The following is a 22807-nucleotide window of genomic DNA, read 5'->3' as shown; positions in this document are numbered from 1 at the left end:
CTTGAGGAGAGTTTGAGATGCCTGATTCACGAACGTTCAACTTCACGGCCTTCGCCGAAAGCGATATCGGCGAAGGCCAGATCTCGACAGGGGTGAGTTTCACCCTGCCGCCCGCCCCGACGATCCAGATCTCGGTGACGGACAACGACAACCGCCTGTCCGGCGACAGCCTCCTCTTCAACGAGCGTGCGGTCGATTTCCGCGGGCAGGAGGCGACGCTGGCCCGCTTCGGCGCGGATGAGGGCAATGGCGGGCAGATCTATGCCGAGCGCGCCTACGAGGTCTTTGATCAGGACGGCAACCGCTTCATCCTGGTGGAGATCGAGCAGGAGCACGGTGACGAGGACTACTTCACCTTCGTCAACCATGTGCCGGAGCCAGGCGCAGAGCTGATGGTTGGCCACGACTTCAACATCTTCGGCCGCGGGGTGGAGTACTCCCGGTTCGGCGCCGGTGAGCCTGCACCCAACATCGTGGAGATCGCGGCGGGGTCGGAGGATTTCGATCTCGTGGTCCGCGCACTCGAAGCGGCCGGGCTGGTGGAGACGGTGCAGGGGCTGACGGACGTCACGGTGTTTGCGCCGACCGATGCGGCGTTCACCCAGCTTGCCGTCGATCTCGGCTTCGAAGGCGATACCTCCGATGAAGATGCGGTGTTCGACGCCATCGTTGCCGCGCTGACAGAGCTCGGCGGCGGCGATCCGATCCCGCTGCTGACTGACGTGCTCCTCTACCACGTCTCTCCGGGTGCGAAGACGGCGGCTGAGGTCGACACCGAGGAGGCGGTCGCGACGCTGCTGGAGGGGGCGACCTTCGGCTCCGAGGGCACGGAGCTGATCGACAACGAGCCCAACGTCGCCAACCCCAACATCGTGGCCCCCGACATCAACGCCGCGAACGGAACGATCCAGGGTATCGACCGGGTGCTGCTGCCGATCGACATTCCCGGCAACGAGCCCGCACCCGAGAACATCGTGGACATCGCCGCAGGCTCCGACGACTTCGATCTGCTCGTCCGTGCGCTCGACGCAGCGGGTTTGACGGAGACAGTGCGCGGGCTGGACGATGTCACGGTCTTCGCCCCGACGGATGCGGCGTTCACGCAGCTTGCCGTCGATCTCGGCTTCCAAGGTGACACGTCCGACGAGGACGCGGTCTTCGACGCCATCGTCGCCGCGCTGACCGAGCTTGGCGGCGGCGATCCGATCCCGCTGCTGACCGACGTGCTCCTCTACCACGTCTCGCCCGGCGCGAAGTCGGCGGAGGAGGTCGACGACGCCGAGGCCGTGCAGACGCTGCTCGACGGTGCGACCTTCGGGTCGGAGGGCACCGAACTCGTCGACAACGAACCCGATGTGGCCAACCCGAACATCGTCGTTCCGGATATCCCGGCGGAGAACGGAACGATCCAGGGCATCGACCGGGTGCTGCTGCCGATCGACATCCCCGGCAATGAGCCGGCGGAGCCGGAGCTGCCCACGCTTGCCGGGATCGTCGCTGCCAGCGGTGGCGCGTTCGACACGGATGCCACCGATTTCGACCTGCTGCTGACTTCGGTCGAACTCACAGGGCTCACCGGCGCGCTGAACGATCCCGACGCTGCGCTCACGGTCTTCGCCCCGAACGATGCGGCCTTCGTCGGCCTCACCAATGCGCTCGGCTTCGAGGGAGAGGATGAGGGCGAGGCGTTCGGCTTCCTCGTCGATGCGCTGACGCTGCTGAGCCAGGGCGATCCGATCGGGCTGCTGACGGATATCCTCTCCTACCACGTGGTCCCGGCCGCCCTTGGCTCCGAGGACGTGCTGGCCGCCGAGAGCATCCCGACGCTGCTCGACGGCGCGACGCTCGGCGTGAACGGCGCGAGCCTTGTAGACGCGGATCCGGACGTGGCCGATCCCAACCTGATCGCACTCGACATCCCGGTATCGAACGGCATCGCCCATGTGCTCGACGGTGTGCTGCTGCCGGTCGACGTGCTGCAGAGCGACGGCTCGAACGCGGTCGACTTCATCATCGGGGACGAGAGCGACGAGCGGATCTTCACGGGTCGCGACGACGATTTCGTCTTCGGCAAGGAGGGCGATGACGTGATCTCGCTGGGTCGTGGCGACGATACCGGCCTCGGCGGGCTTGGCGACGACCGGATGCTCGGGCGGCGCGGTGAGGATACGCTCGACGGGGGCGAGGGCGAGGATCGGCTCTGGGGTGGGCGCGACGACGACCAGCTCACCGGCGGCGCCGATGCCGACACCTTCATCTTCGCGCGCCGCAGCGGCGAGGACACGATCACCGATTTCGAGGCGGGCGTGGACATGGTGAACCTGGAGCGGCTGCGCCTCGACGGCATCGACGAGGTGTTCGACGCGCTCAGCCAGAACGGCGACGACGCGCTGCTGGACCTCGGCTCCACCTCGGTGCGGTTTGCGGGGGTCGAGGCGTCGAGCCTCACCGCCGATCACTTCGAGCTTTGAGCTTTCGCGGTGTCCCCCCCGGGGGGCACCGCATCCCCTCAGGCCTGGTTGAGATCGGGCAGCAGACGGGTGAAGCGGCGCATCACCTCGACCGCCTCGCCGAAGGTGCGAATGCCCATCCCCTCGGCCATCGGAATCATCTTCACCAGCACCTCCGCCGTGGCGCGCGCGTCACCGAGCGCCGTGTGCCGGTCAGCACCCGGTATGGCGACGTCGAGCCGCTCGGCGATGGCGTCGAGCGTATGCTCCTCGCTCTCCCCGAACAGGGCCGCGGACAAGAGCACCGTGTCGAGCACCGGATGGTCGAAGCACTTGCCGATCCGCGTTTCCTCCCGCTTCAGGAAGGCAAGATCGAAGGGCGCGTTGTGCGCGACCAGCACCGCGCCTCGGGCGAACTCGTGGAAGTCGTGGCCGATCTTGGCGAGCGGCGGGGCGCCCGCCACCATCTCGTTCGTGACCCCGTGCACGCGGATCGCGACTGGCGGGATCGGGCGGCCGGGATCGACGAGGTGGTCGAAGACCTCGCCCTCCACCACACGCCCGTTGACCACGCGCACTCCGGCAAGTTGCACGACCGCGTCCTTCGCCGGGTCGAGCCCCGTTGTCTCACTGTCGAACACCACGAAGGAGAGGTGGGAGAGCGGACGATCCGCGAGCTCCGCCCCCGGCGTCCGGTCGATCAGCCCGAAGTCGAAGACCAGCGGGCGTTCTGCGACGACCGCGTTCTCGACCTCCATGGCGAGCATATAACCCTGGTTGCGCCCGATCGGGCGCAGGCGCGTGCTGACGAGGCCGCTGCCATCGGCGGTCGGCAGCTCCACGTCGATGAAGTTGCGGCCCGCGGCCGCGTCGAGCTCACCGAGGGCCGTGCGCAGGGCCGTCTCCTCCACATAGTCGAAGACGGAGCGGTCGAGGCCGAGCGGCGCGACATGCCCCAGCATGTGCACGCATTGCCGGTCGTAGAGCGTGATCTGGTGGGCGGCGTTCACCGTCATCACCGCGATCGGGATCTCTGAGAGGAGGGCGGCCAGCTGCGCACGCTCGGCCTCCACCAGTGCCGTCTCCTCCGCCAGCCGCGCGGTCATGTCGGCCCGCGCGGCGTCGAGGCTGTCGCAGAGCGCGGTCGCTGCCGGGACGAGGTCGCCCAGATGCGGCGCGGGGGGCAGGGCGCCCTTGGTCTCACCATGCGCCCGCGCGCGGAAGGCGGCGGCGATGCGCAGGGCCGGGCGCACCACCTGTTCGTCGAGGAACAGCCACAGTCCTGCGGTCAGCAGCAGCGCCGCGAAGCCCCCGATCAGCCCAGCGGAGAGGAACGGCGCCACCGGCCCGCCCGCCTGCCGCCAGCCGAGCCAGAGGGCCACGGCGAAGAGCGCGCAGAGCGCGAGCGCGAAACCGGTGAGGAGGGCGAGGAAGCGGCGGCGGGGCCCCACCGCTCAGACCCCCGCGCAGGCTTGGGCGAAGACCGGATCCTCCGGCCCCATCTCGACCCACCTGGCCCCTTCGATCCGCCCGTCGTCGGTGAAGCTCACGCCCTCCACCAGATCGGCCCGTCGCCCGCCTGCGCAGTCGAAGACGGCACGCACGCGACCCACCGGGGTCCAGCGCTGGAAGACGAGGAGGTCGACCATCCGCTGGTCCGGCACCGCCTCGTTGGTCCGGACGGAAGCGAGATCCACCGCGATGAACCGATCGACAAAGGGCGCGGCGTAGGTCCACGGGCGCCAGGGCGCGGTGCTCTCCACCGTGCGGGCGACCTCGATCCCGTCGGGCAGGCCGCCGGTGGTCCGGTCGAACCACGAGTATTCCGACCAGATCGCGAAGGCGAGCATGGCGAGCCCCGCACCCGCGGGCATCGCCCAGCGGGGCAGGGTGACGAAACGACGGATGAGCAGGACAAGCCCGGCAGCGGCGAAGCCGGCCGTGACCGTCGCAATCAGCTCGAAGAGCATATTTTCCTCCCTTTGGGCGAGTTTACAGCACGCCCTGGCCTTGTGTCGCGGCCGATTGCATGGAGCGGACCACCACGAATGCATCGCGAAGGTGGCTGCGCTCGAATTCCGAAAGCTCCTTTGGTGGCAGATAGTTGTCCGGCGCTTCTCCAGCGCGGATTCGGCTCGCCTGATGTTCGAGGCGGGCCATGGCAATCAGGTCGTAGGCGTCGATCAGGTCCTGTCCGCCGCGTTGGCTTACGACACCGGACTCCCGAGCGGCCACCAGTCGGGCGCGGGTGTTGGCGGCGGTGAGCTGGCCGCGCAGGGCATAGACCCGGCCGAGATCGACGACCGGAACGACGCCGTTCAGCTTCAGGTCCACCCGGTTGCGATGCGCGCCTGAGCGGGCCGTCGCGATCCCGCGCAACAGGCTCAGCGGCGGATGGTGCTTCAGCGAGTTGGAGACCATGTGCGCGACGAAGATCGAGTTCTTCGAGGCGGCCGCCAGCGTCTCCGCCTGCAGGCCGTTGAAGAGCGATGTCGTCCCGCCGATGGGGCGCAGGTCGAACATGACGGAGGCGAGCATCTGCGCCATCGGATCGGGCTTGTCGATCCAGCCTTGAAAGTAGCTGCGCCAGACGGAGAGTGGCTGCCGCCAACGCGGGTTCGTCGCCATCATGTCGCCGGGGCAGTAGAAATAGCCGCAGCGATCGAGCCCGTCGCTGACCCGCCTGGCAAGCTCCGCGAAATAAGGATCGTTCGGGTCTGCGCCGTCGTCGAGGATCATGCAGTTGTCCTGATCGCTCACGCCCGTCTGCTCCTGCCGCCCCTGGCTGCCGCAGGCGAGCCAGAGATAGGGGGCGGGCGGCGGGCCGAGCTCCGCCTCCGCCAGTTTCAGCAGGCGGCGGGTGACGGCGTCGGTGATGTCGGTGATGAGGCGCGTGACGACTTCATGCCGGTTGCCGGAAGCGACGAGTTGGACCAGCAGGCGCGGGATGCGCGCAGTGATCGCGGCCAGCGCATCCGCGCTCTCACCCGCCGCGATGTCGCCGATCAGCGTGGCGGAGCTGTCGGCCTGGAACCGCGTGAGATCCGTCTGCGTGATGATCCCAACCGGCGCGCCATTCTGCGTGATCGGGATATGGCCGATGCCCCGCTCCATCATCGCATTGAGCACGTCGGAGCCGATGGCGTCGGGCGGCAGGCTAAGCGGATCGGCGGTCATGATCTCGCGCACGGGGCGGCCCGTCTCCAGCCCCTCGGCCACGACGCGGCCGGCAAGGTCGCGGGTGGTGATGATCCCGGCCAGCGCCTCGCCCTCGACGATCATGAGGCTGGAGACATGGGCGTCTCGCATCATGCGCGCGGCCTCGGCGATGGTGGTGTCGGGGGCCGTGGTCAGCGGCGCGCCGTGCATCAGTGTCTCGACCCGCGTCTCCGCAAGCGTCGGCGCGCGGCGCAGCGGCTCGGCGCGGTTGCGCGCGTAGAAGTCGCGAAAACTCTCATCCGCCTCCACCAGTGCGCGGAAGCGTCCGGCGGGCAGGAGCAGCAGGTCCGTCTCGGCGGTGGCGCGGGCGGAGGTCGGCGCGATGCCGTCCTGCATAAGCCCCCGCTCGCCGAAGCTGTTGCCCGCGCGCAGATGCGACAGCACCTCGCCGCTCGCATCGTCGATGCGGACCGCGCCGTCGCAGATCACGTAAAGACCGTCGAGCCGCTCGCCCACCGAGTAGATCGTGTCGCCGCGCGCGATATGGCGGCGCTCGAAGGCGGCCGCCAATGGCACCAGCGTACTGTCCGTGAGATTGGAATAGGGCGCCAGGCGGGAGAGGAAGGTCGCGATCTCGCTCGCATCCGCCATGGGAGGCTCCGTCGTCGTAGGAAGCCCCCGCCGGACGAACCGGCGGGGGCAAGGGGTCTTAGTGGTCGGCGGCCGCCGCACCCGCACCGCGCGGGATGCGGACGCTCTCGACCAGCGCCTTGATCTCCTCCGGCGTGTCCTCTGTCGCGTTGGACACGAAGTAGGCCACCGCGAAGTTGAGGATCGCGCCGACGGATCCGATCGCAGTGGACTGGATGCCGAAGAGTGAGCCCTGGATCGTGTCCGGGAAGCTGGCCGTGCCGGGGATGAAGAACCACCCCTTGTGCAGGAAGATGTAGACCAGCGTGAAGATCAGACCGGCGAGCATGCCCGCGACCGCGCCCTTATTGTTGATGCGCTTCATGAAGATGCCCATCATCAACGCCGGGAAGATCGAGGCCGCCGCGAGCCCGAAGGCGAGCGCCACCGTCTGCGCGGCGAAGCCCGGCGGGTTGAGGCCCAGATAAGTCGCCACCGCAATGGCCACCGCCATCGCGATCCGTGCGGCCAACAGCTCCCCTTTCTCGCTGATATTCGGGTTGAGCTGCCCCTTGATGAGGTCATGACTCACCGCCGACGAGATGGCGAGCAGGAGGCCCGCCGCGGTGGACAGCGCCGCCGCAAGGCCGCCTGCCGCCACGAGGGCGATCACCCAGCCCGGCAGACCGGCGATCTCCGGATTGGCGAGCACGAGGATGTCGCGGTTCACCGTGAGCTCCGAGCCCTGCCAGCCACGCTCGGCCGCGGTGGCCGCGAAGGCCTCGTCCCCGTCGTTGTACCACTGGATCAGGCCGTCGCCGTTCTTGTCCTCGAAGGACAGGAGCCCGGTGACCTCCCAGTTGCTGATCCATTCCGGCCGGTCCGCATAGGCGAGCGGCTGCTCGGTCGTGCCGTTCGGATAGATCGTGTCGACGAGGTTCAGACGCGCCATCGCACCCACTGCCGGAGCCGTGAGGTAGAGCAGCGCGATGAAGACCAGCGCCCAGCCGGCGGACCAGCGGGCATCCGCGACGCGCGGCACCGTGAAGAAGCGGATGATCACGTGCGGCAGGCCCGCGGTCCCGATCATCAGCGAGAAGGTGAAGAGCGTCATGTTGATGACCGAGGAGGGCGTTCCGTCCTGCTCGGTATAGGCGCCGAAGCCGAGCTCCTGCACCACCTCGTTGAGACGGCCCAAGAGCGGCTCACCCGATGCTGCGTGCGTCGAGAAGAGGCCGAGACCCGGGATCGGGTTGCCGGTCAGTTGCAGCGAGATGAAGATCGCCGGGATCGTGTAGGCCGTGATCAGCACGCAGTACTGCGCGACCTGGGTGTAGGTGATGCCCTTCATGCCCCCAAGAACGGCATAGAGGAACACCACGCCCGCCCCGATGAAGAGACCGGTGGAGTTCGACACCTCCAGGAAGCGGGAGAACGCGACGCCCACGCCCGTCATCTGACCGATCACGTAGGTGACCGAGGCGACGATCAGGCAGATCACCGCCACCAGACGCGCGGTCGGGCTGTAGAACCGGTCGCCGATGAACTCGGGCACCGTGAACTTGCCGAACTTGCGCAGATAGGGCGCGAGCAGCAGGGCGAGCAGCACGTAGCCGCCGGTCCAGCCCATCAGGAAGGACGAGGCGCCGTAGCCGCCGAAGGCGATGAGACCCGCCATGGAGATGAAGGAGGCGGCCGACATCCAGTCCGCCGCCGTGGCCATGCCGTTGGTGACCGGGTGCACGCCCCGGCCCGCGGCATAGAACTCCGAGGTCGAGCCCGCCCGGGCCCAGACCGCGATCCCGATGTAGAGCGCGAAGGTCGCGCCCACGACGAGAAGGTTGAGGGTATACTGATCCATCGCGCCTTACTCCTCGTCCACGCCGTAGTCACGGTCGAGCTTGTTCATCCGCCAGGCGTAGAAGAAGATCAGGCAGAGGAAGACGATGATCGAGCCCTGCTGGGCGAACCAGAAGCCCAGGTCGGCCCCTCCGACCGGGATGCCGGACAGGAGCGGGCGCAGCAGGATGCCGAAGCCGAACGAGACCAGCGCCCAGACAATGAGACATCCTATGATCAGGCGCACATTGGCGGCCCAATACCCTTTCCCGCTTTCCGCTGCCCTGGCCGGGCTGTTCGAAATCTGATCCGCCATCGGGCGTTCCTCCGTCATTATTGTTGCCGGGCCGGCGCGAGACGCCTTGGTGTGGCCCCGTGGGTCAGGCTGCCGGTGATCCGGCGCGGCTGAACAGCCAAGTTGGTGGCCCCGAAAAAAGGTGCCCGAGAGCACCCTGAAAGGGGCCTGCCCAGCCTAACCGCATCGATCGCAGGTTGAATTTGACCTGCGTCAACGTCGAATATCAATTCGAGACTGGCAGGCTGCGACTAAAGTCTGATCTCCGGCAACCGCGTCACATGCCCCATCTCGTCTTCGGAAAGTCGTGTCTAATCTGCCGCTTGCGGCAGGATATACGGTGTGTCGCCCGCGGGCGGGCGGCTGACGCGCAGGGGCCAGCCATAGGCCTGCGACAGCCGGTCGTCTTGCATGACCTCGGCCGGGGTCGACTGGCAGACCAGTGCACCGTCCTGGAGCAAGGCGACGCTGTCGGCGAACATCGCGGTCAGGTTGAGGTCGTGCATCACCGCGATCACGCCGCCGCCGGCCTGCGCGTAGTCGTGGGCGAGGCGCATGACCTCAATCTGGTGCCCGATATCGAGGGCGGAGACCGGCTCGTCGAGGAAGAGCCAGCGCGGCCCGTCCTCCGCCACCGGCTCCCAGACCTGCAGCAGGACGCGGGCGAGCTGCGTACGCTGCTGCTCTCCGCCCGAGAGTTCGTGGTAATAGCGTCCCTCGAAGCCGACGAGGCCAACGCGGGCCAGCGCCCGGGCGGGCAGATCGCGGTACCCGGCCATCTCGCCCGCGATCAGGCCGAGCCGCACGACCTCGAGCACCGTGAACGGAAAGGCGAGGCGCGTCTGCTGCGGCAGCACCGCGCGGCGCCCGGCGAGCTGCCAGGGCGGGATGTCGGCAAGCGGTGTTCCCTCCAGCGTGAGCGTGCCCTCGAACGCGACATCGCCGGTCAGCGCGCGCAGCAGCGTCGTCTTGCCCGAGCCGTTTGGGCCGACGATGGCGGTCAGCTCCCCGGCCCGCGCCGTGAAGTCCACGCCTGCGAGAATGGCCCGCCCGCCCAGCCTCACCTCGATGTTTCTCGCGATCAGCATGGGCACTCACATGTCCAGAACGCCGCGGCTGCGCAGCAGGATGTAGAGAAAGACCGGCCCGCCCAGCAGCGCGGTTACGATCCCGATCGGCAACTCGGCGGGGGCGACGACCGTGCGGCTCACCATGTCGGCCGCGACCAGCAGCGTCCCGCCGAGCAACGCGGCGCAGGGCAAAAGGAAGCGATGGTCCGGCCCGATCAGCAGGCGCAGGAGGTGTGGTACGACGATCCCGATGAACCCGATCCCGCCGGAGACGGCGACGGCCGCCCCCGTCGCCCCGGCCACCAGCAGGATCGCCGCGCGCTTCACCCGCTGGACCGGAATGCCGAGATGGCCCGCCGTGGCCTCGCCCAGCGCAAGCGCGTTCAGACCTCGCGCGAGGAACGGTGCGGCGAAGATCGTGATCAGGATCAGGGGGGCGGCGGCCAGCACCTTGGCCCACGTCGCCCCCGCCAGGGATCCGAGGCCCCAGAAGGTGAGGCTGCGCAACTGCGCGTCATCGGCCATGTAGACGAGGACGCCCGACGCGGCCCCCGCCAGCGCTGCGAGCGCGATGCCCGCCAGCAGCATCACCGCGACCGAGGTGCGCCCATGCCGCGTCGAGACGCGGTAGAGCAGCAGCGTCGTCGCCCAACCGCCCGCAAACGCTGCCAGTGCCACCGTATAGGAGCCTGTCCACCCGATCGCCCAGGCGGGCAGCAGCCCCGCGAGCACGATGGCCGAGATGGCGCCAAGGCTCGCCCCGGCCCCCACGCCCACGAGCCCGGGATCGGCCAGCGGGTTGCGGAAGAGGCCCTGCATCACCGCGCCAGAAACCGCGAGCGCCGCCCCCACCAGCAGGCCCATCGCGAGGCGCGGCAGGCGAATGTCGAGGAGCACGATCCGTGCGCGCAGCTCCACCACCTCGCCGGAGAGCAATGCCAGCAGCGTGCCGAGCGCCGGCGTATCCGTCGCGCCCACATTGAGGCTGGCAAGCCCGACGAGCACCGTCACCGCGACGAGCCCGGCGAAGACCGCCCGCGCGCGGTGCTGCCGGTCGCCGCCGGGCGAGGCCCAGACGGCGGTGAAACTCCAGGCGGCCACGCTCAGCTCCGCTCCCCGTAGAGGGCGGCGTTGAGACGGGTCACCGCCTCGGGCGTGCGCGGGCCGAAGCCCAGCAGGAGCAGCCCGTCGATGCGCACGACGTTCTCGCCCTGCGCCGCCGGGGTCGCGGCGATGGCGGGCATGGCGAAGAGGTCCGCATCGCTCACCGCGTGCCCTTCCCGCCGGTCCATCATCAGGATCACGTCGGGGGCGGCGGCGCCGATCGCCTCGGCACTGACCGGCTTGTAGCCCTCGAAGCCCGTCAGCGCGTTTTCGGCCCCCGCGAGCGTGATGATCCCGTCCGCGGCGGTGTCCGTGCCCGCCGCCGTGATCCGACCGTCCTGCGTGGACAGGATGAAGAGGACGCGCTTCGGCCCCGGTGTCTCGATCTCGGCCGCGGCTGCCAGCTCCGCATCCACCCGGTCGGCAAGCCGCGCGCCCCGCTCGGGCACGCCGAGGGCATCCGCCACCGCCTCGATCTTCGCGCGAACGGCCGGGCGGTCGAAGCCGTCGGGGACGGTCACGTACTCGACCTGAGCGGCGCGCAGCACGTCCAGCGTCTCGGGCGGGCCGCTCCCATCCTCCGCGATGATGAGGTCGGGCGCGACGGACAGAACGCCCTCCGGCGCCAGGGCCCGCATGTAGCCCACGTCGGGCAGGGCGAGCGCTGCGGGCGGCCAGACGGAGGTCGTGTCGCGTGCGACCAGCCGGTGATCCTCGCCCAGCGCATAGACGATCTCGGTCACTGAGCCGCCGATGCTGAGCACCCGTTCCCCTTCGGCGGAGGCGGGCAGGGCGGCGAGGGCGAGGCAGAGCGCCAGCCGTTTCACGACGCCGCCCTTTCCATCTCGGCCGTGGGCAGCGCATCGACGAGCCGCGCGAAGTCCGGGACGTGGTCCACGCCCTCCTTGCGCAGGCCGAAAAGCTGGAAGATCAGGCCGCCCTCGCCGTCGAACGCCTCCAGCGAGACGGCCTCGCCGCGCTTGGTCGGCTTGCGCACGGCCCAGACCTCTGCCACGCGGTCGGCGCGCAGGTGCAGGTTGAACCCGTCGTCGAGCACGTTCTGCCATGGCCCCATCGGCGTCAGTCCCCCGATCGGGCCGGAGTGGATCTGGATGCAGCCGCGATTGCCGACGAAGAGCATCACCGGCAGCCCCGCCACCGCCACGTCGCTGAGCAACTGCACGGCGGAGGAGGGGGCGAGGGCGCGCGCATGGGGCTCGCCCACCATCCGATAGGCGCCGAGCCGGTTCATCTTCAGCTTCGCGGTCAGGCGCAGGAACTGGTGGGTGTCGGTCATCCGGTCCCACTCGGCCCGCAGCGTATCGGCCTTGGCGCGATCGCCCTTCGCGGCCTCCACCGGCACACGCGGGTCGAGGGCGAGGTGCTCGCCGACGAGGCCGGTCATCAGGGTGTTGCGCAGGGCGGTCCAGGCGGCGAGCGGCGAGCCGTCGCGCAGGTAGACCTTGTGGACCGCATCGCCCGCCGCGTCGAAGACCTGGACGCTGCGGCGCACGGCGCCCTGCGTCTCGCGCTCCACGGCGAAGGCATGGACCCAGTGGCGCGGGAAGATCCTAAGGTCGATCTCCTCGGTCAGCACCATCGCGGCATGGTCGCCGTCGTGGAAATTGGCGTAGCGCCCGATCTTCTCATGCACGACGTGGTCGTTGCGGGTGAGCGCCATCACCTCGCCGAGCGCCTCGACGGCGGGGATCAGCCGCTTGGGGGCCGCGACGATGGGCGTCGCGCCGTGGCCGACCTGTGCTGCGACCAGATCGGCCTCGCTCACGCCGAGCTTCTGCGCGAGGTCCCTCGGCCTCAGGTTCGGATGCTCCGCCAGTGCTGTGCGCAGCTCTTCGGGCGTGGTTTGGGGGCGCGTCGCCATCGGGCAGCTCCTCTTCGTGTCGGTAAAGAGCGCTGGTCTGGCGAGCGGCGGGGCCGCGGCTGGATCGCGGGGTAATCAGTTTCATACCCAATACTTGACGAAATTAATCGGATTCTCTACCGGTTGCAAGCGACGGGACCGCGAAACATCCGCCGACCCGTCGCGCCAGCTTGCGCCAGCATCCCCCGGAGACTTGCAGAACAAGGATGCGACATGCGCCGCACGCCCCCCCGCGCTCACCTGCTGAGCGCGACCGCCCTCATCGCCATCACCACGCCCGCCATCGGGCAGGACAACGTCACCCCGCTCCAGCGCCTCGTCTTCACCGATGGCGGATCGGACACCGTGGCCATCGACACGCCCCAGGCCGTCACCGTGCTCGATCAGGAGGATATCGATGCCGAGCAGGCGACGACGGTGGGCGAGCTCTTCGACCTCGTGCCGGGTGTGCAGTCGATCGGTTCGGACCGGCCCGCCGGCGTCTCCTTCAATATCCGCGGGATCGGGGAGCTTGCGGCGTCGGACGAGTCGAAGATCATCGTGACCGTCGACGGTGCCACCAAGTTTCATGAGCAGTACCGCGTCGGCTCCTTCTTCTCCGACCCCGAGCTCTACCGCCAGGTCGAGGTGCTGCGCGGTCCGGCCTCGTCCACGCTCTTCGGCTCCGGCGCGCTCGGCGGGGTCATCAATTTCGAGACCAAGGACCCGTCCGACTTCCTCGACGGACCCGACGATCGGCAGGCGCTGCGGCTGCGTGGGCAGTTTGAGACGAACGGCAACGAGTATCTCGGCTCCGCGATCTACGCGGTGCGGCCCAGCGAAAGCTTCGAGACGCTGTTCGCGCTGAACTACCGCAACTCGGACAACTTCGAGGACGGGAACGGGGACGAGGTGTCGGGCTCCGAATTCGACGCGACCTCGGGCCTCGCCAAGGGGGTGCTGACCTTCGGCGATGCGGGCGAGCAGACGCTGACGGGCTCCTACACGATCTGGAACAGCGAGCTTGACGACACGGATTATTCGCAGACCGGCACATTGCCTTTCGGGGAGATCGATCGCGATATCCGGGATCAGACCGCGACGCTGCGCTGGCAGAACCCCGCGGCGGCCAACCCGTTCCTCGATCTCGACGTGGTGCTTAGCTACTCCGATACGGAGGTGGAGCAGGCGAATGCCACGTCTGGCTTTGCCTCGCCGCTCTTTGCCGACAGCGAGTATTCCTACGAGACCGCCTCGCTGAAGGTCGAGAACACGTTCGAGATGGCGGGCGGGAGCTGGCAGAACTTCCTCACGACCGGCTTCCAGCTCTCCCGACAGGAGCGGATTGCGGAGACGTCGCAGGGTCCGCTCGGCTTCCACCCCGAGGGCACGGACGAGAAGCTCGGCCTCTACGTGCAGAGCGAGCTGATCCTCGGCAACGGGCTGACGCTGATCCCCGGCGTCCGCGTCGATTTCACGGAGCTCGAGCCGGGCAGCAACGTGGACGGGGACGACTCGGACGAAACCGCGTTCTCTCCCAAGCTTGCAGCGCTTTACGAGGTGACGGACACGTTCAACGTCTTCGGCTCCGTCGCGATGACGGAGCGGGTGCCGACGCTCGACGAGCTCTTCTCCTCGGACGGGAACGAGCCCAGCAGCCCCGGCCTCGATCCGGAGGAGGCGATGAGTGCCGAGCTCGGCTTCAGCCAGTCCTTCCTCGGCGTGGCGACGGCCGGAGATGCACTCGATTTCAAGGTCACCGGCTTCTATTCGGAAATCGACGACCTGATCGAGCGGGACGACACGGCGGGGACGCCCTTCTACCGCAATGTCGACAGCGCCACGATCTACGGGATCGAGCTGGAAGGGGCCTACGAGACCGATCGCGCCTTCGCCCGGCTCGCCTATTCCGACGTGCGGGGCGAGGATGACGAGACCGGGGAGACGCTGGAATCGGTTCCGGCGCGCACGCTCGCCTTCACAATCGGCGGGCGCGATCTGGAGCGGGATCTCGACTTCGGCTGGCGCGCCACGCTGGTCGACAGCATCTCCTACGAGGACGAGTCGTTCGGGGGCTACGCGCTCCACGACCTCTTCGCGACCTGGCGGCCGGATGCGGGGTCCTTCGCCGGGACGGAGGTCCGCTTCTCGATCGAGAACGTGCTCGACAAGCAGTTCCAGAACAGCCTCGCGGGGGATCCCGGGCCGGGCCGGTCCTTCGCCCTCACCGTGTCGCGGGCGATCTGAGGATGGCGGGGCGGGGTCGACTGGAGTTGGCGGCCTGCCTCGCGCTGTCCGCTGCGTTGCATCTTGCCCTGCTCCTGCGCCTGCCGGAGGGTGCTGCGGGGGCAGGTGGGGCAGGGGGCGCGGATGTTGCGTCCCTCACCGCCTCCTCCGCCGCGATGAGCGCGCTCGTGGAGCGGTGGGAGCAGCCGGTGGAGCATGCGGCTGAGCCGCCGGAACGCGCCGAACCGCCGGTTGAGCCAGCCGCGCCGGCACCGCCTGAAACGGCCACTGATGCCCGGCCGGAGGGCACTCGGCCCCCGCTAGCGGATCCTGTGGAAGCGGCGGAGGCCCCGGATATCCAGGCGTCGGCGGTTGCTCTGCCTGTTCCCGAGGCGCCTGACGCTCCGACCGTGGCCTCCGCAAACCGCGAACCTGCCGCGCCGTCGCAGGAGCAGAGGCACGAGCGACCGCACACCTCCGCCATGTCGCGACCTCTCCCGGAGGGGCAGCCCCAGATAAGCAACCGGCCCTCCGATCCGCCCGAGAGCTCGGCGGTCCTGACCTCAAGTCCACCGCCGCCGCGCCCGCGTCGGGAGGCGCCGCAGGTGGCTGACGCCCCATCCCCCGCCGCCACGGCTCCGGCCCAGCCGGAGCGTCAGGCGGCTGGCACCGGCACCCGGGGCCTGGCCGGAACGCAGGCGGCGGCCACCGCCTCGCTGACCGAGGGGCAGCGGGCGGACCTCATTCAGCAATGGGCGGGCGAGATCAACGCGACGCTCGCCCGCCGCAGCCTGCGGACGCGCGGCAGCGGCACCGTGGTGATCGACGTCACGCTGCTGCGCAGCGGCGCGCTCGACGGCGCGCGGATCCAGCAGAGCTCCGGCAATCCGACCGTCGATCAAGCCGCACTCGCCATGGTGCAGCGCGGTGATTTCCCCGCCGCACCCCGCCGGCTGGAGGTCGCGCGACACCGCTTCCGTCTGCCGATCGACGTGCGTTAGTGACCCAATTTTATTTCCGAGTGCAAAACTCAGGATTGACCCTCCCGACTTTTTTGCTCAGGATAGTTTTGCAGCCATCCGGCGATGCTCCGGACCAGCCAGCGATCGACAGGCGAGGAAGGCCCGATGCGGACCGATCCCCGAACGAAGACGCCCGTCCGTCCGGTGCCGGAGACCCCTCCGCCGCTGACGGACCAGTTGGAGCGGTGCGAATGCGAGATGATTGTGGAGCTGATCTGTACGAGCGAAGGATGCTGCGGCGAACTCGACTGCGCGGGATGGCCCCGGCGCAGGACAGCCGAATGACCCGCCCCCAGCCGGAGCAGGAGGAGGCGCGCCCGCCGACCTACGACGCGCATGAACTGACGGGCCGCCAGGGCAGCGCGTTCATCGAGCTCGATGGCAAGGTCTACACCCTGCGCATCACCCGCCAGAACAAGCTGATCCTGACCAAATGAGCTACATGCCACCGCACAACCCGCCGGGCGGCGCGGCCGTCGGGCGGCTGTCCGACCTGCCGCTGCTGGAGGCGAAGGCGATCTGCTACCTGCGCCTGTGGTGCGCGGGGCCGGAGGCGCAGGCCGAGGTCTGGAACGCCTTCGCGGCCCACGGGCCGGACGCCGCGCAGGAGCGGATGCGCGATTTCGAGGAGCTCGTCTCCTCCATGATCCGCATGGCCCGCCGCCCCCTGCAACGCCGCCATCTGGGCTGTGCCTGCGTCTCGGGCGACGAGAGCGCCTTCGGCCACATGATCGCCGCCGCCGCGATCGGGGAGCGGGAGGACGCGATGCTGCTCGCCTCGCTCCTCGTCCGGCCCGAGGCATGGATGCCGCTGGTGATCCTCGCCGAACAGGTGGGGCTCAGCCTCGCCCGGATGCATCTGCCGATGCCCGCATCGGTGCGCAGCACACATCCCCAGACCCTCCGCAAGCATTGAGAAGGACCGCCGCAATGCATCGACTGACAGCCACCCTCCTGGCAGCGACCTGTCTCACGACGCCCGCCATGGCGCAGGACCGCGCCGCGGTGCTCGACACCTATGCCGACATCGCGGAGGCGAAGTATGCCGACAGCCTGATCTCGGCCCAACGCCTGCAGGAAGCGGTGAATACCCTCGTCGCGGAGCCGTCGGCGGAGGCGCTGGAGGCGGCGAAGTCCGCCTGGCTCGCCGCGCGCGTGCCTTACCAGCAGACCGAGGTCTACCGGTTCGGCAACGCCATCGTCGATGAGTGGGAGGGCAAGGTGAACGCCTGGCCGCTCGACGAGGGGCTGATCGACTATGTCGACGCGAGCTATGGCGGCGCGACGGACGAGAACGAATACGCCGTACTAAACGTCATCGCCAACCCGGTCTTCACCCTCTCGGGGCAGGAGATCGATGCGGGCGAGATCACCCCGGCGCTGCTGGAGGATGAGCTGCACGAGGCCGACGAGGTCGAGAGCAACGTCGCAACCGGCTATCACGCCATCGAATTCCTGCTCTGGGGCCAGGACCTGAACGGCCACGGGCCGGGCGCGGGCAATCGGCCTTGGACCGACTACGCGGTGGGGGACGCCTGCACCGGCGGCAACTGCGACCGGCGTGGCGCGTATCTGGTGGCCGCGACCGACCTCCTCGTCTCCGACCTCGAATGGATGGCCGCGCAGTGGACCGAAGACGGCGCGGCGCGCGCGACCCTGATGGAGGACGAGGCCGCGGGTATCATCGCGATCCTGACCGGCATGGGATCCCTCTCCTACGGGGAGCAGGCGGGCGAGCGGATGCGCCTTGGCCTGATGCTCAACGACCCGGAGGAGGAGCATGACTGCTTCGCCGACAACACGCATAACAGCCACTACTACGACGGGCTCGGCATCAAGAATGTCTACGAGGGCCGTTATGTCGGCATCGACGGGACCGTGACCGAAGGCCCATCGCTCTCCGATCTCGTGGCCGCGGCCGACCCGGCGGTCGATGCGGAGCTGCGCGACCGCCTCGACACCACGATGGAGGCGCTCGGCGCGATCAAGACCGCGGCCGAGGCGGGCTTCAAATACGACATGATGCTGGAGCGCGGCAACGCACAGGGCGAGGCGCTGATCATGGGCGGCGTGAATGCCCTGATCGACCAGACCCGCAGCATCGAGCGGGCGGTCGCCGCCCTCGACGTCTCGGCCATCGCGTTCGAGGGCTCCGACAGCCTCGACGATCCGGAGGCCGTCTTCCAGTAAGCCATCCGCGCCGGCGGCAGAGGTGCCGCCGGGGCGTTCAAGACCCGAACCCAAAGAGTACGATCATGAGCAAGAAGACCCCCAGCCCCTGCATCGACGTGTGCAAGTTCAAGCGCGAAGGCCACTGCATCGGCTGTTCGATGACAAAGGATCAGAAATCGATGTTCAAGCGGCTGAAGGGCGAGAAACACCGCCTCGCTTTCATTACCTTCCTTCTCAGGCAGCAGGAGGCATTGGGCCGGTACCGCCACTGGGCCCCGGCCTATGCCAAGCGCTGTCGGAAGAAGGGGGCGAACCTGCCGCAGCAGGTCCGCGATGCGGCCTGATCAGGACATCCGCTTCAGATGAGCCCGCAGCATCCAGGCGAATTTCTCATGCGCGCGGCCCCGTTCGATGGCGAGGTCCTGGGTGAGCAGATCGCCGTGGGTCTCCGCGATGTTGGCGGCCCCGGCGAGGGTCTTGGCGAGCGTCATCTCGGCTTCCATGAGGACGCGCAGCATCTCGGTGTCGTCGGGCGCGCCCTCGACCTCCTTGATCTTGGAGCGGGCGACCATGCCGGCGAGCGTGCCCTCGGCATGCATGTCGATCGCCTTGATCCGCTCGGCGAGGTCGTCCTGCCCGACGAAGTGATCCTCGTAGAGCGTCTGGAAGAGCTCGTGCAGCGGCCCGAAATGCGGCCCCTCGACGTTCCAGTGGAAGTTCTGGGCGAGCATGGTGAGCACGGCGGTCTCGGCCACGCACTGGTTCAGCGCCTCGGCGATCTCGCTCTGCGCGGTGGGGGACAGCTCGATTGCGGTTTCGGCCATTCTACAAGCTCCATCGTTGCGGGTCTGGCTGGGAAGTGGCTCGACCGGAATGCCTCTACTGTAACGCAGCGAGCCGTTCCGCCAAGCCACGAAGCAGGAAACCCATCCGGCGAAGCTCGGCAGGGCGGATGCGGCTGCGCAGCAGCATCTCGACCGAGGCGGCGTCGCCCGCGATCTGCCGCTCCAGCAGGCGCAGGAGCCAGCTCTCGTCGAAGCTGTTCTCGGCGGCGGCCGGCGCGTGGAATACCGGGCGGCGGCCCAGCCCGTCCTCCAGCAACAAGAGCACGCCGTCCACATAGCTCTCCAGCGGCGTGGCCGGCGACAGAAAGCTGCAGGCCTGCCACGGATCGATCCGCCGGTGCGCCCGGCAGCGAAGCGCTGCGAGGCGCAGCATCGGCAGCACGGCGAGCCAGCTCTCCGGCGTTGGGAGCGGGGGCCGGGCGTAACCGTCGGCGGAGGGGAAATGGGCAACTGCGATCGCACTCATGCGCTCGATCCTCTTGGTGCGTCGCGCCGCGGGGCAGCGCCTCGTTTATCCGAGTATAAAAATCAGGAATTGCCGATTGCAAGAGCCATGACCCACCGTCTCCTCACAATTCTCGTCTGTGGTGCCGGTATCGCCGCCGCCGATGTCCCGCTCGGCATGCCGCATCTCGACGTGATCCCCCGTACGGCGGAGGAGGCGGCCCGGATCGAGCGCGTCACGGCCCTGCCGGAGGATTTCAGCGCGCCACAGCCCTTCGAGGCGATGCCGGGCGGGGCGGCCACCTCCCGTGCTGCGGCGGACGGGAACGCATTTTCCCATCCGTCCGCCAATCTCGATTTCGAAGCACGCGGCGACTTCTTCGTCGGCAACGGGCTCTTCAAGCGGCTTTGGGTCACGGCGCCGGCATCCACCATCGCCTCGGACGGGCTGGGGCCGCTCTACAACGCACGTTCCTGTCAGCGCTGCCACCTCAAGGACGGGCGCGGCCACCCGCCGGAGGGGGCGGAGGACCTGACGACCTCCTTCCTCGTGAAGGTCGGCGTGCCGGGCCTGTCGGAGGAGATGGTGGCCGCGATCGAAGGCTATGTCGGCATGGCGCCGCACCCGGTCTATGGCGTGCAGATGCAGGACCGCTCGATCCCCGGCGTCCCGGCTGAGTACCGTCTTTCAATCACCTACGAGACCTTCGAGGTGGAACTGGCGGGCGAGGATCCCGCGACGCTGCGCCGCCCGATCTACACCGCCGAGGATCTCGCCTACGGACCCCTGAGCCCCGAGCACGTCCTCTCGCCCCGCGTCGCCCCCCAGATGATCGGGCTGGGGCTGCTGGAGGCGGTGCCGGTCGAGGACATCCTCGCCTGGGCCGATCCCGAGGACGCGGATGGCGACGGCATCTCGGGCCGGGCGCAGGTCGTCTGGTCCCGCGAGTTCGACCGACCGATGCTGGGGCGCTTCGGCCCCAAGGGCTCCAACCCGACGATCCGGCAGCAGTCGGCGGGCGCCTTCCTCAACGACATGGGCCTGTCCTCGCCGATCTTCACCGCGGGTCATGGCGAATGCACCGAGGCCCAACCCGCTTGTCTGGCCGCGCCGGACGGCAACGATGCGGAGCAGGGCGGCACAGAGGTCTCGGTCGAGGCGCTGGACCTCGTCACCTTCTACTCCCGCAACCTCGCCGTGCCGGTGCGCCGCGACGTCGATGATCCCGAGGTGCTGCACGGCAAGGCGCTGTTCCACGACGCGGGCTGCGTCGCCTGCCACCGCCCCAGCTTCGTGACCGCAAGGCTGGAGGATCGGCCGGAGCAGAGCTTCCAGCTCATCTGGCCCTATACCGACATGCTCCTGCACGACATGGGCCCGGACCTCGCCGATGGTCTGGCCGAGGGCCGGGCGTCCGGCGCCGAATGGCGCACCGCGCCGCTCTGGGGTGTCGGGCTGACAGAGACCGTGAACGGCCATACCTATTTCCTGCACGACGGCCGCGCGCGCTCGCTGCTCGAGGCGATCCTGTGGCACGGGGGCGAGGCGGAAGCGGCGCGCACGGCCGTGCAAGACATGACGCCCGAGGAGCGAGCCGCCCTGATCCGCTTCGTGGAGAGCCTGTGATGCGTCTGGCTCTCACCGCGTTGCTTCTGCCGCTCGCCGCCACCGCACAGGAGCCCGCCGATATCGTCGAGGCGCAGGTGGCGGGCTTCATCCGCCCCGGCTTCGCGATGTTCACCGCGGAGGCCGACGCGCTCGCCGCCGCGCCCTGCAACGGGATGGAGGTGGCGTATCACGACGCCTTCGATGCCTGGATGCGCGTGAGCCACCTCCGTTTCGGCCCGACGGAGGAGGCGGAGCGGGGACATGCGCTGGCGTTCTGGCCCGACGCCCGCGGCGCGACGCCCCGGACGCTGTCGGCGCTCATCGCGGCGGAGGATCCGGCGGTCGATGATCCTGCCGCCTTCGCCGAGATCTCCATCGCCGGGCGGGGCTTCTTCGCCCTCGACTGGCTTCTCTTCGACCCTGAGCGGGCGGCACCGGTGCCTGGCACCTACGAGTGCCGCCTCGCCGAGGCGATCGCCGACGACATCGACCGGATTGCCGAGGAGCTGGAGCGCGCCTGGCTCGACGAGACAACCATGATGCGAAGCGCCGGGGCCGAGGGCAACTTTGACTATCTGGTGCCGGAGGAGGCGGTCCGCGCCCTCTACGGTGCGCTCGTCATCGGGCTGGAACTCACCATCGACCAGCGCCTCGCCCGTCCGCTCGGCACCTTCGAGCGGCCGCGCCCCCGCCGCGCCGAGGCCTGGCGCTCTGCGCGTTCGGCGCGCAACGTGGCGCTCTCCGTTGCCGCGCTCGCCGACTATGCCGAGCCGTTCCTGACGGCCGTCGAGGCCGACACTGCCGCCAGCCTGCAAGAGGACTTCGCGCGCGTTCAAGAGCGTCTCGATGCCCTCGACGATCCTGCCTTTGCCGGTGTCGTTACCCCACAGGGTCGCCTGCGGATCGAGGCGATCCAGAGTGCGCTCCGCGAGATCGAGGGCACGCTCGCCACCGAGGTCGCGCCCGCGCTCGGCGTCTCCCAAAGCTTCAATGCGCTGGACGGCGACTGATGCGGCGGCGGTGCTTTCTCAGCGCCCTCGGCGCCTCGGCAGCCCTTCCGCAGGTAAGTTGGGCCGCGGCGGGCAACCCGGAATACCTCGCCGCCGCTCGGCACGGGACCGATCGCTATATGCTCCACGGGCTGCGGGCCGACGGCAGTTCGGCTTTCATCATCGACCTGCCGGGCCGCGGCCACGCCGCTGCCGCCCATCCGCACCGCGCCGAAGCGGTCGCCATCGCTCGCCGCCCCGGTACCTTCGCGTTCGTCATTGACTGCGTGAGCGGCGCCGTGATCTCCCGCCTGACGGCGCCCGAGGGCCGGCACTTCTACGGCCACGGCGCGTTCACCGCGGACGGTGCTACGCTGCTCCTGACCGAGAACGACATCGCGAGCGGGGCAGGGCGGCTGAGCCTCTGGGACGTGGCGGCGGGCTATCGCCGCGTGGCTGAGCTCCCTTCCGGCGGCATCGGCCCCCACGAGATCCTCCGCCGGCCCGATGGTGGCTTCGCCATCGCCAATGGCGGCATCCGCACCCATCCCGACACGGGGCGCGAGAAACTGAACCTCGACACCATGGCGCCCAACCTGACCCTGCTGGATGCCGATTTCCGGCTGGAGCGCCGCGTCGAGCTTCCTCACGCCCTCCACCAGAACTCCATCCGCCACCTCGCGGCGAGACCCGACGGCCAGATCGCCCTCGGCCTCCAGTGGAATGGCGGGAACGAAGCCGTGCCGTCCGTCGCGGTCGTCTTGCCTGACGGTGAGCTCCAGCTCTGCGAGGTTCCAGACGCGCTCGCCCGCCGGATCGAGGGCTACGTCGGCAGCATCGCCTATTCAGGCGACGGAACGCTGATTGCCGCCACCGCGCCGCGCGGCAACTGCCTGATGCTGTTCGACCCGGCGACCGGAGACCTCGCGCAGGTTGAACCCGGCATCGACATCTGCGGCGTGGCGGCCACAGCCACCGGCCTCATCGCGACTCAGGGTGATGGCACCATCCGATGGCTCCCTGGCGCGAGCCGTGACACGCTCCAAGCCGACCTCGCTTGGGACAACCACCTAGTCGCGATCAGGTGATGCC

21 protein-coding genes are annotated in these 22807 nt (G+C 68.9%); 10 read left to right on the top strand and 11 right to left on the bottom strand.

All coding sequences use genetic code 11. The features are described from left to right. Positions 1–17: 17 nt before the first annotated feature. Positions 18–2471, top strand: coding sequence for a fasciclin domain-containing protein (locus I0K15_RS20825; protein ID WP_196103389.1), 2454 nt, complete (start codon positions 18–20; stop codon positions 2469–2471). A gap of 38 nt (positions 2472–2509) precedes the next feature. On the opposite strand, the gene I0K15_RS20820 is transcribed toward I0K15_RS20825, so the two are convergent. From I0K15_RS20820 to I0K15_RS20780, 9 genes are all read right to left on the bottom strand, one after another. Continuing rightward, positions 2510–3901 carry a 3'-5' exonuclease gene (locus I0K15_RS20820; protein WP_196103388.1) on the bottom strand — a complete coding sequence of 464 codons (1392 nt, stop codon included), beginning with the start codon at positions 3899–3901 and terminating at the stop codon, positions 2510–2512. A gap of 3 nt (positions 3902–3904) precedes the next feature. Then, positions 3905–4420 carry a hypothetical protein gene (locus I0K15_RS20815; RefSeq protein ID WP_196103387.1) on the bottom strand — a complete coding sequence of 172 codons (516 nt, stop codon included), beginning with the start codon at positions 4418–4420 and terminating at the stop codon, positions 3905–3907. A 22-nt stretch (positions 4421–4442) separates the two neighbouring features. After that, the gene (locus I0K15_RS20810; protein ID WP_196103386.1) at positions 4443–6260 is read right to left on the bottom strand and encodes a DUF294 nucleotidyltransferase-like domain-containing protein; all 1818 of its coding nucleotides are present in this window, start codon (positions 6258–6260) and stop codon (positions 4443–4445) included. A 58-nt stretch (positions 6261–6318) separates the two neighbouring features. Further along, positions 6319–8100 carry a sodium:solute symporter family protein gene (locus I0K15_RS20805; protein ID WP_196103385.1) on the bottom strand — a complete coding sequence of 594 codons (1782 nt, stop codon included), beginning with the start codon at positions 8098–8100 and terminating at the stop codon, positions 6319–6321. 6 nt (positions 8101–8106) lie between these two features. Next, positions 8107–8394, bottom strand: coding sequence for a DUF4212 domain-containing protein (locus tag I0K15_RS20800; protein WP_196103384.1), 288 nt, complete (start codon positions 8392–8394; stop codon positions 8107–8109). 290 nt (positions 8395–8684) lie between these two features. Next, on the bottom strand, positions 8685–9461 hold the full coding sequence (locus I0K15_RS20795) for a heme ABC transporter ATP-binding protein (protein WP_196103383.1): 777 nt from the start codon (positions 9459–9461) through the stop codon (positions 8685–8687). A 6-nt stretch (positions 9462–9467) separates the two neighbouring features. Beyond that, complete coding sequence (locus tag I0K15_RS20790; protein ID WP_196103382.1) at positions 9468–10544, bottom strand: FecCD family ABC transporter permease; 1077 nt, start codon at positions 10542–10544, stop codon at positions 9468–9470. 2 nt (positions 10545–10546) lie between these two features. Continuing rightward, on the bottom strand, positions 10547–11374 hold the full coding sequence (locus I0K15_RS20785; protein WP_196103381.1) for a heme/hemin ABC transporter substrate-binding protein: 828 nt from the start codon (positions 11372–11374) through the stop codon (positions 10547–10549). Next, complete coding sequence (locus tag I0K15_RS20780; protein ID WP_196103380.1) at positions 11371–12429, bottom strand: hemin-degrading factor; 1059 nt, start codon at positions 12427–12429, stop codon at positions 11371–11373. Before I0K15_RS20780 ends, I0K15_RS20785 begins: the two co-directional genes overlap by 4 nt. 213 nt (positions 12430–12642) lie before the next feature. Between I0K15_RS20780 and I0K15_RS20775 the strand changes: the two genes are divergently transcribed. From I0K15_RS20775 to I0K15_RS20750, 6 genes are all read left to right on the top strand, one after another. Beyond that, positions 12643–14655, top strand: a complete 2013-nt coding sequence (locus I0K15_RS20775) for a TonB-dependent receptor domain-containing protein (RefSeq protein ID WP_196103379.1) — start codon at positions 12643–12645, stop codon at positions 14653–14655. Positions 14656–15239: 584 nt separating this feature from the next. Continuing rightward, on the top strand, positions 15240–15635 hold the full coding sequence (locus I0K15_RS20770) for an energy transducer TonB family protein (protein ID WP_196103378.1): 396 nt from the start codon (positions 15240–15242) through the stop codon (positions 15633–15635). A 302-nt stretch (positions 15636–15937) separates the two neighbouring features. Then, a complete protein-coding gene (hemP, locus tag I0K15_RS20765) occupies positions 15938–16093 on the top strand; it encodes a hemin uptake protein HemP (protein ID WP_196103377.1) in 156 nt (51 codons plus the stop codon). Next, positions 16090–16572, top strand: a complete 483-nt coding sequence (locus I0K15_RS20760; RefSeq protein ID WP_230374208.1) for a hypothetical protein — start codon at positions 16090–16092, stop codon at positions 16570–16572. The genes hemP and I0K15_RS20760 overlap by 4 nt, the downstream gene beginning before the upstream one ends. A 14-nt stretch (positions 16573–16586) precedes the next feature. Beyond that, positions 16587–17846, top strand: a complete 1260-nt coding sequence (locus I0K15_RS20755; protein WP_196103376.1) for an imelysin family protein — start codon at positions 16587–16589, stop codon at positions 17844–17846. 65 nt (positions 17847–17911) lie between these two features. Beyond that, a complete protein-coding gene (locus I0K15_RS20750) occupies positions 17912–18172 on the top strand; it encodes a DUF1289 domain-containing protein (RefSeq protein WP_196103375.1) in 261 nt (86 codons plus the stop codon). On the opposite strand, the gene I0K15_RS20745 is transcribed toward I0K15_RS20750, so the two are convergent. Further along, positions 18173–18652, bottom strand: a complete 480-nt coding sequence (locus I0K15_RS20745) for a Dps family protein (RefSeq protein WP_196103374.1) — start codon at positions 18650–18652, stop codon at positions 18173–18175. A gap of 55 nt (positions 18653–18707) precedes the next feature. Next, the gene (locus I0K15_RS20740) at positions 18708–19139 is read right to left on the bottom strand and encodes a hypothetical protein (protein ID WP_196103373.1); all 432 of its coding nucleotides are present in this window, start codon (positions 19137–19139) and stop codon (positions 18708–18710) included. A gap of 87 nt (positions 19140–19226) precedes the next feature. On the opposite strand from I0K15_RS20740, the gene I0K15_RS20735 reads away from it, so the two are divergent. From I0K15_RS20735 to I0K15_RS20725, 3 genes are read left to right on the top strand one after another with little or no spacing between them, the layout of a single operon-like run. Next, the gene (locus I0K15_RS20735) at positions 19227–20744 is read left to right on the top strand and encodes a di-heme oxidoreductase family protein (protein ID WP_196103372.1); all 1518 of its coding nucleotides are present in this window, start codon (positions 19227–19229) and stop codon (positions 20742–20744) included. After that, on the top strand, positions 20744–21736 hold the full coding sequence (locus tag I0K15_RS20730; RefSeq protein ID WP_196103371.1) for an imelysin family protein: 993 nt from the start codon (positions 20744–20746) through the stop codon (positions 21734–21736). Before I0K15_RS20735 ends, I0K15_RS20730 begins: the two co-directional genes overlap by 1 nt. Beyond that, complete coding sequence (locus I0K15_RS20725) at positions 21736–22803, top strand: DUF1513 domain-containing protein (protein WP_230374207.1); 1068 nt, start codon at positions 21736–21738, stop codon at positions 22801–22803. Before I0K15_RS20730 ends, I0K15_RS20725 begins: the two co-directional genes overlap by 1 nt. The last annotated feature ends 4 nt before the right edge of the window (positions 22804–22807 follow it).

It is taken from the genome of Pontivivens ytuae (assembly GCF_015679265.1).
In the GTDB taxonomy this organism is placed as follows: domain Bacteria; phylum Pseudomonadota; class Alphaproteobacteria; order Rhodobacterales; family Rhodobacteraceae; genus Pontivivens; species Pontivivens ytuae.
Note: the sequence above shows the minus strand (reverse complement) of the source record. Positions and strands in the feature narration are given on the sequence as shown.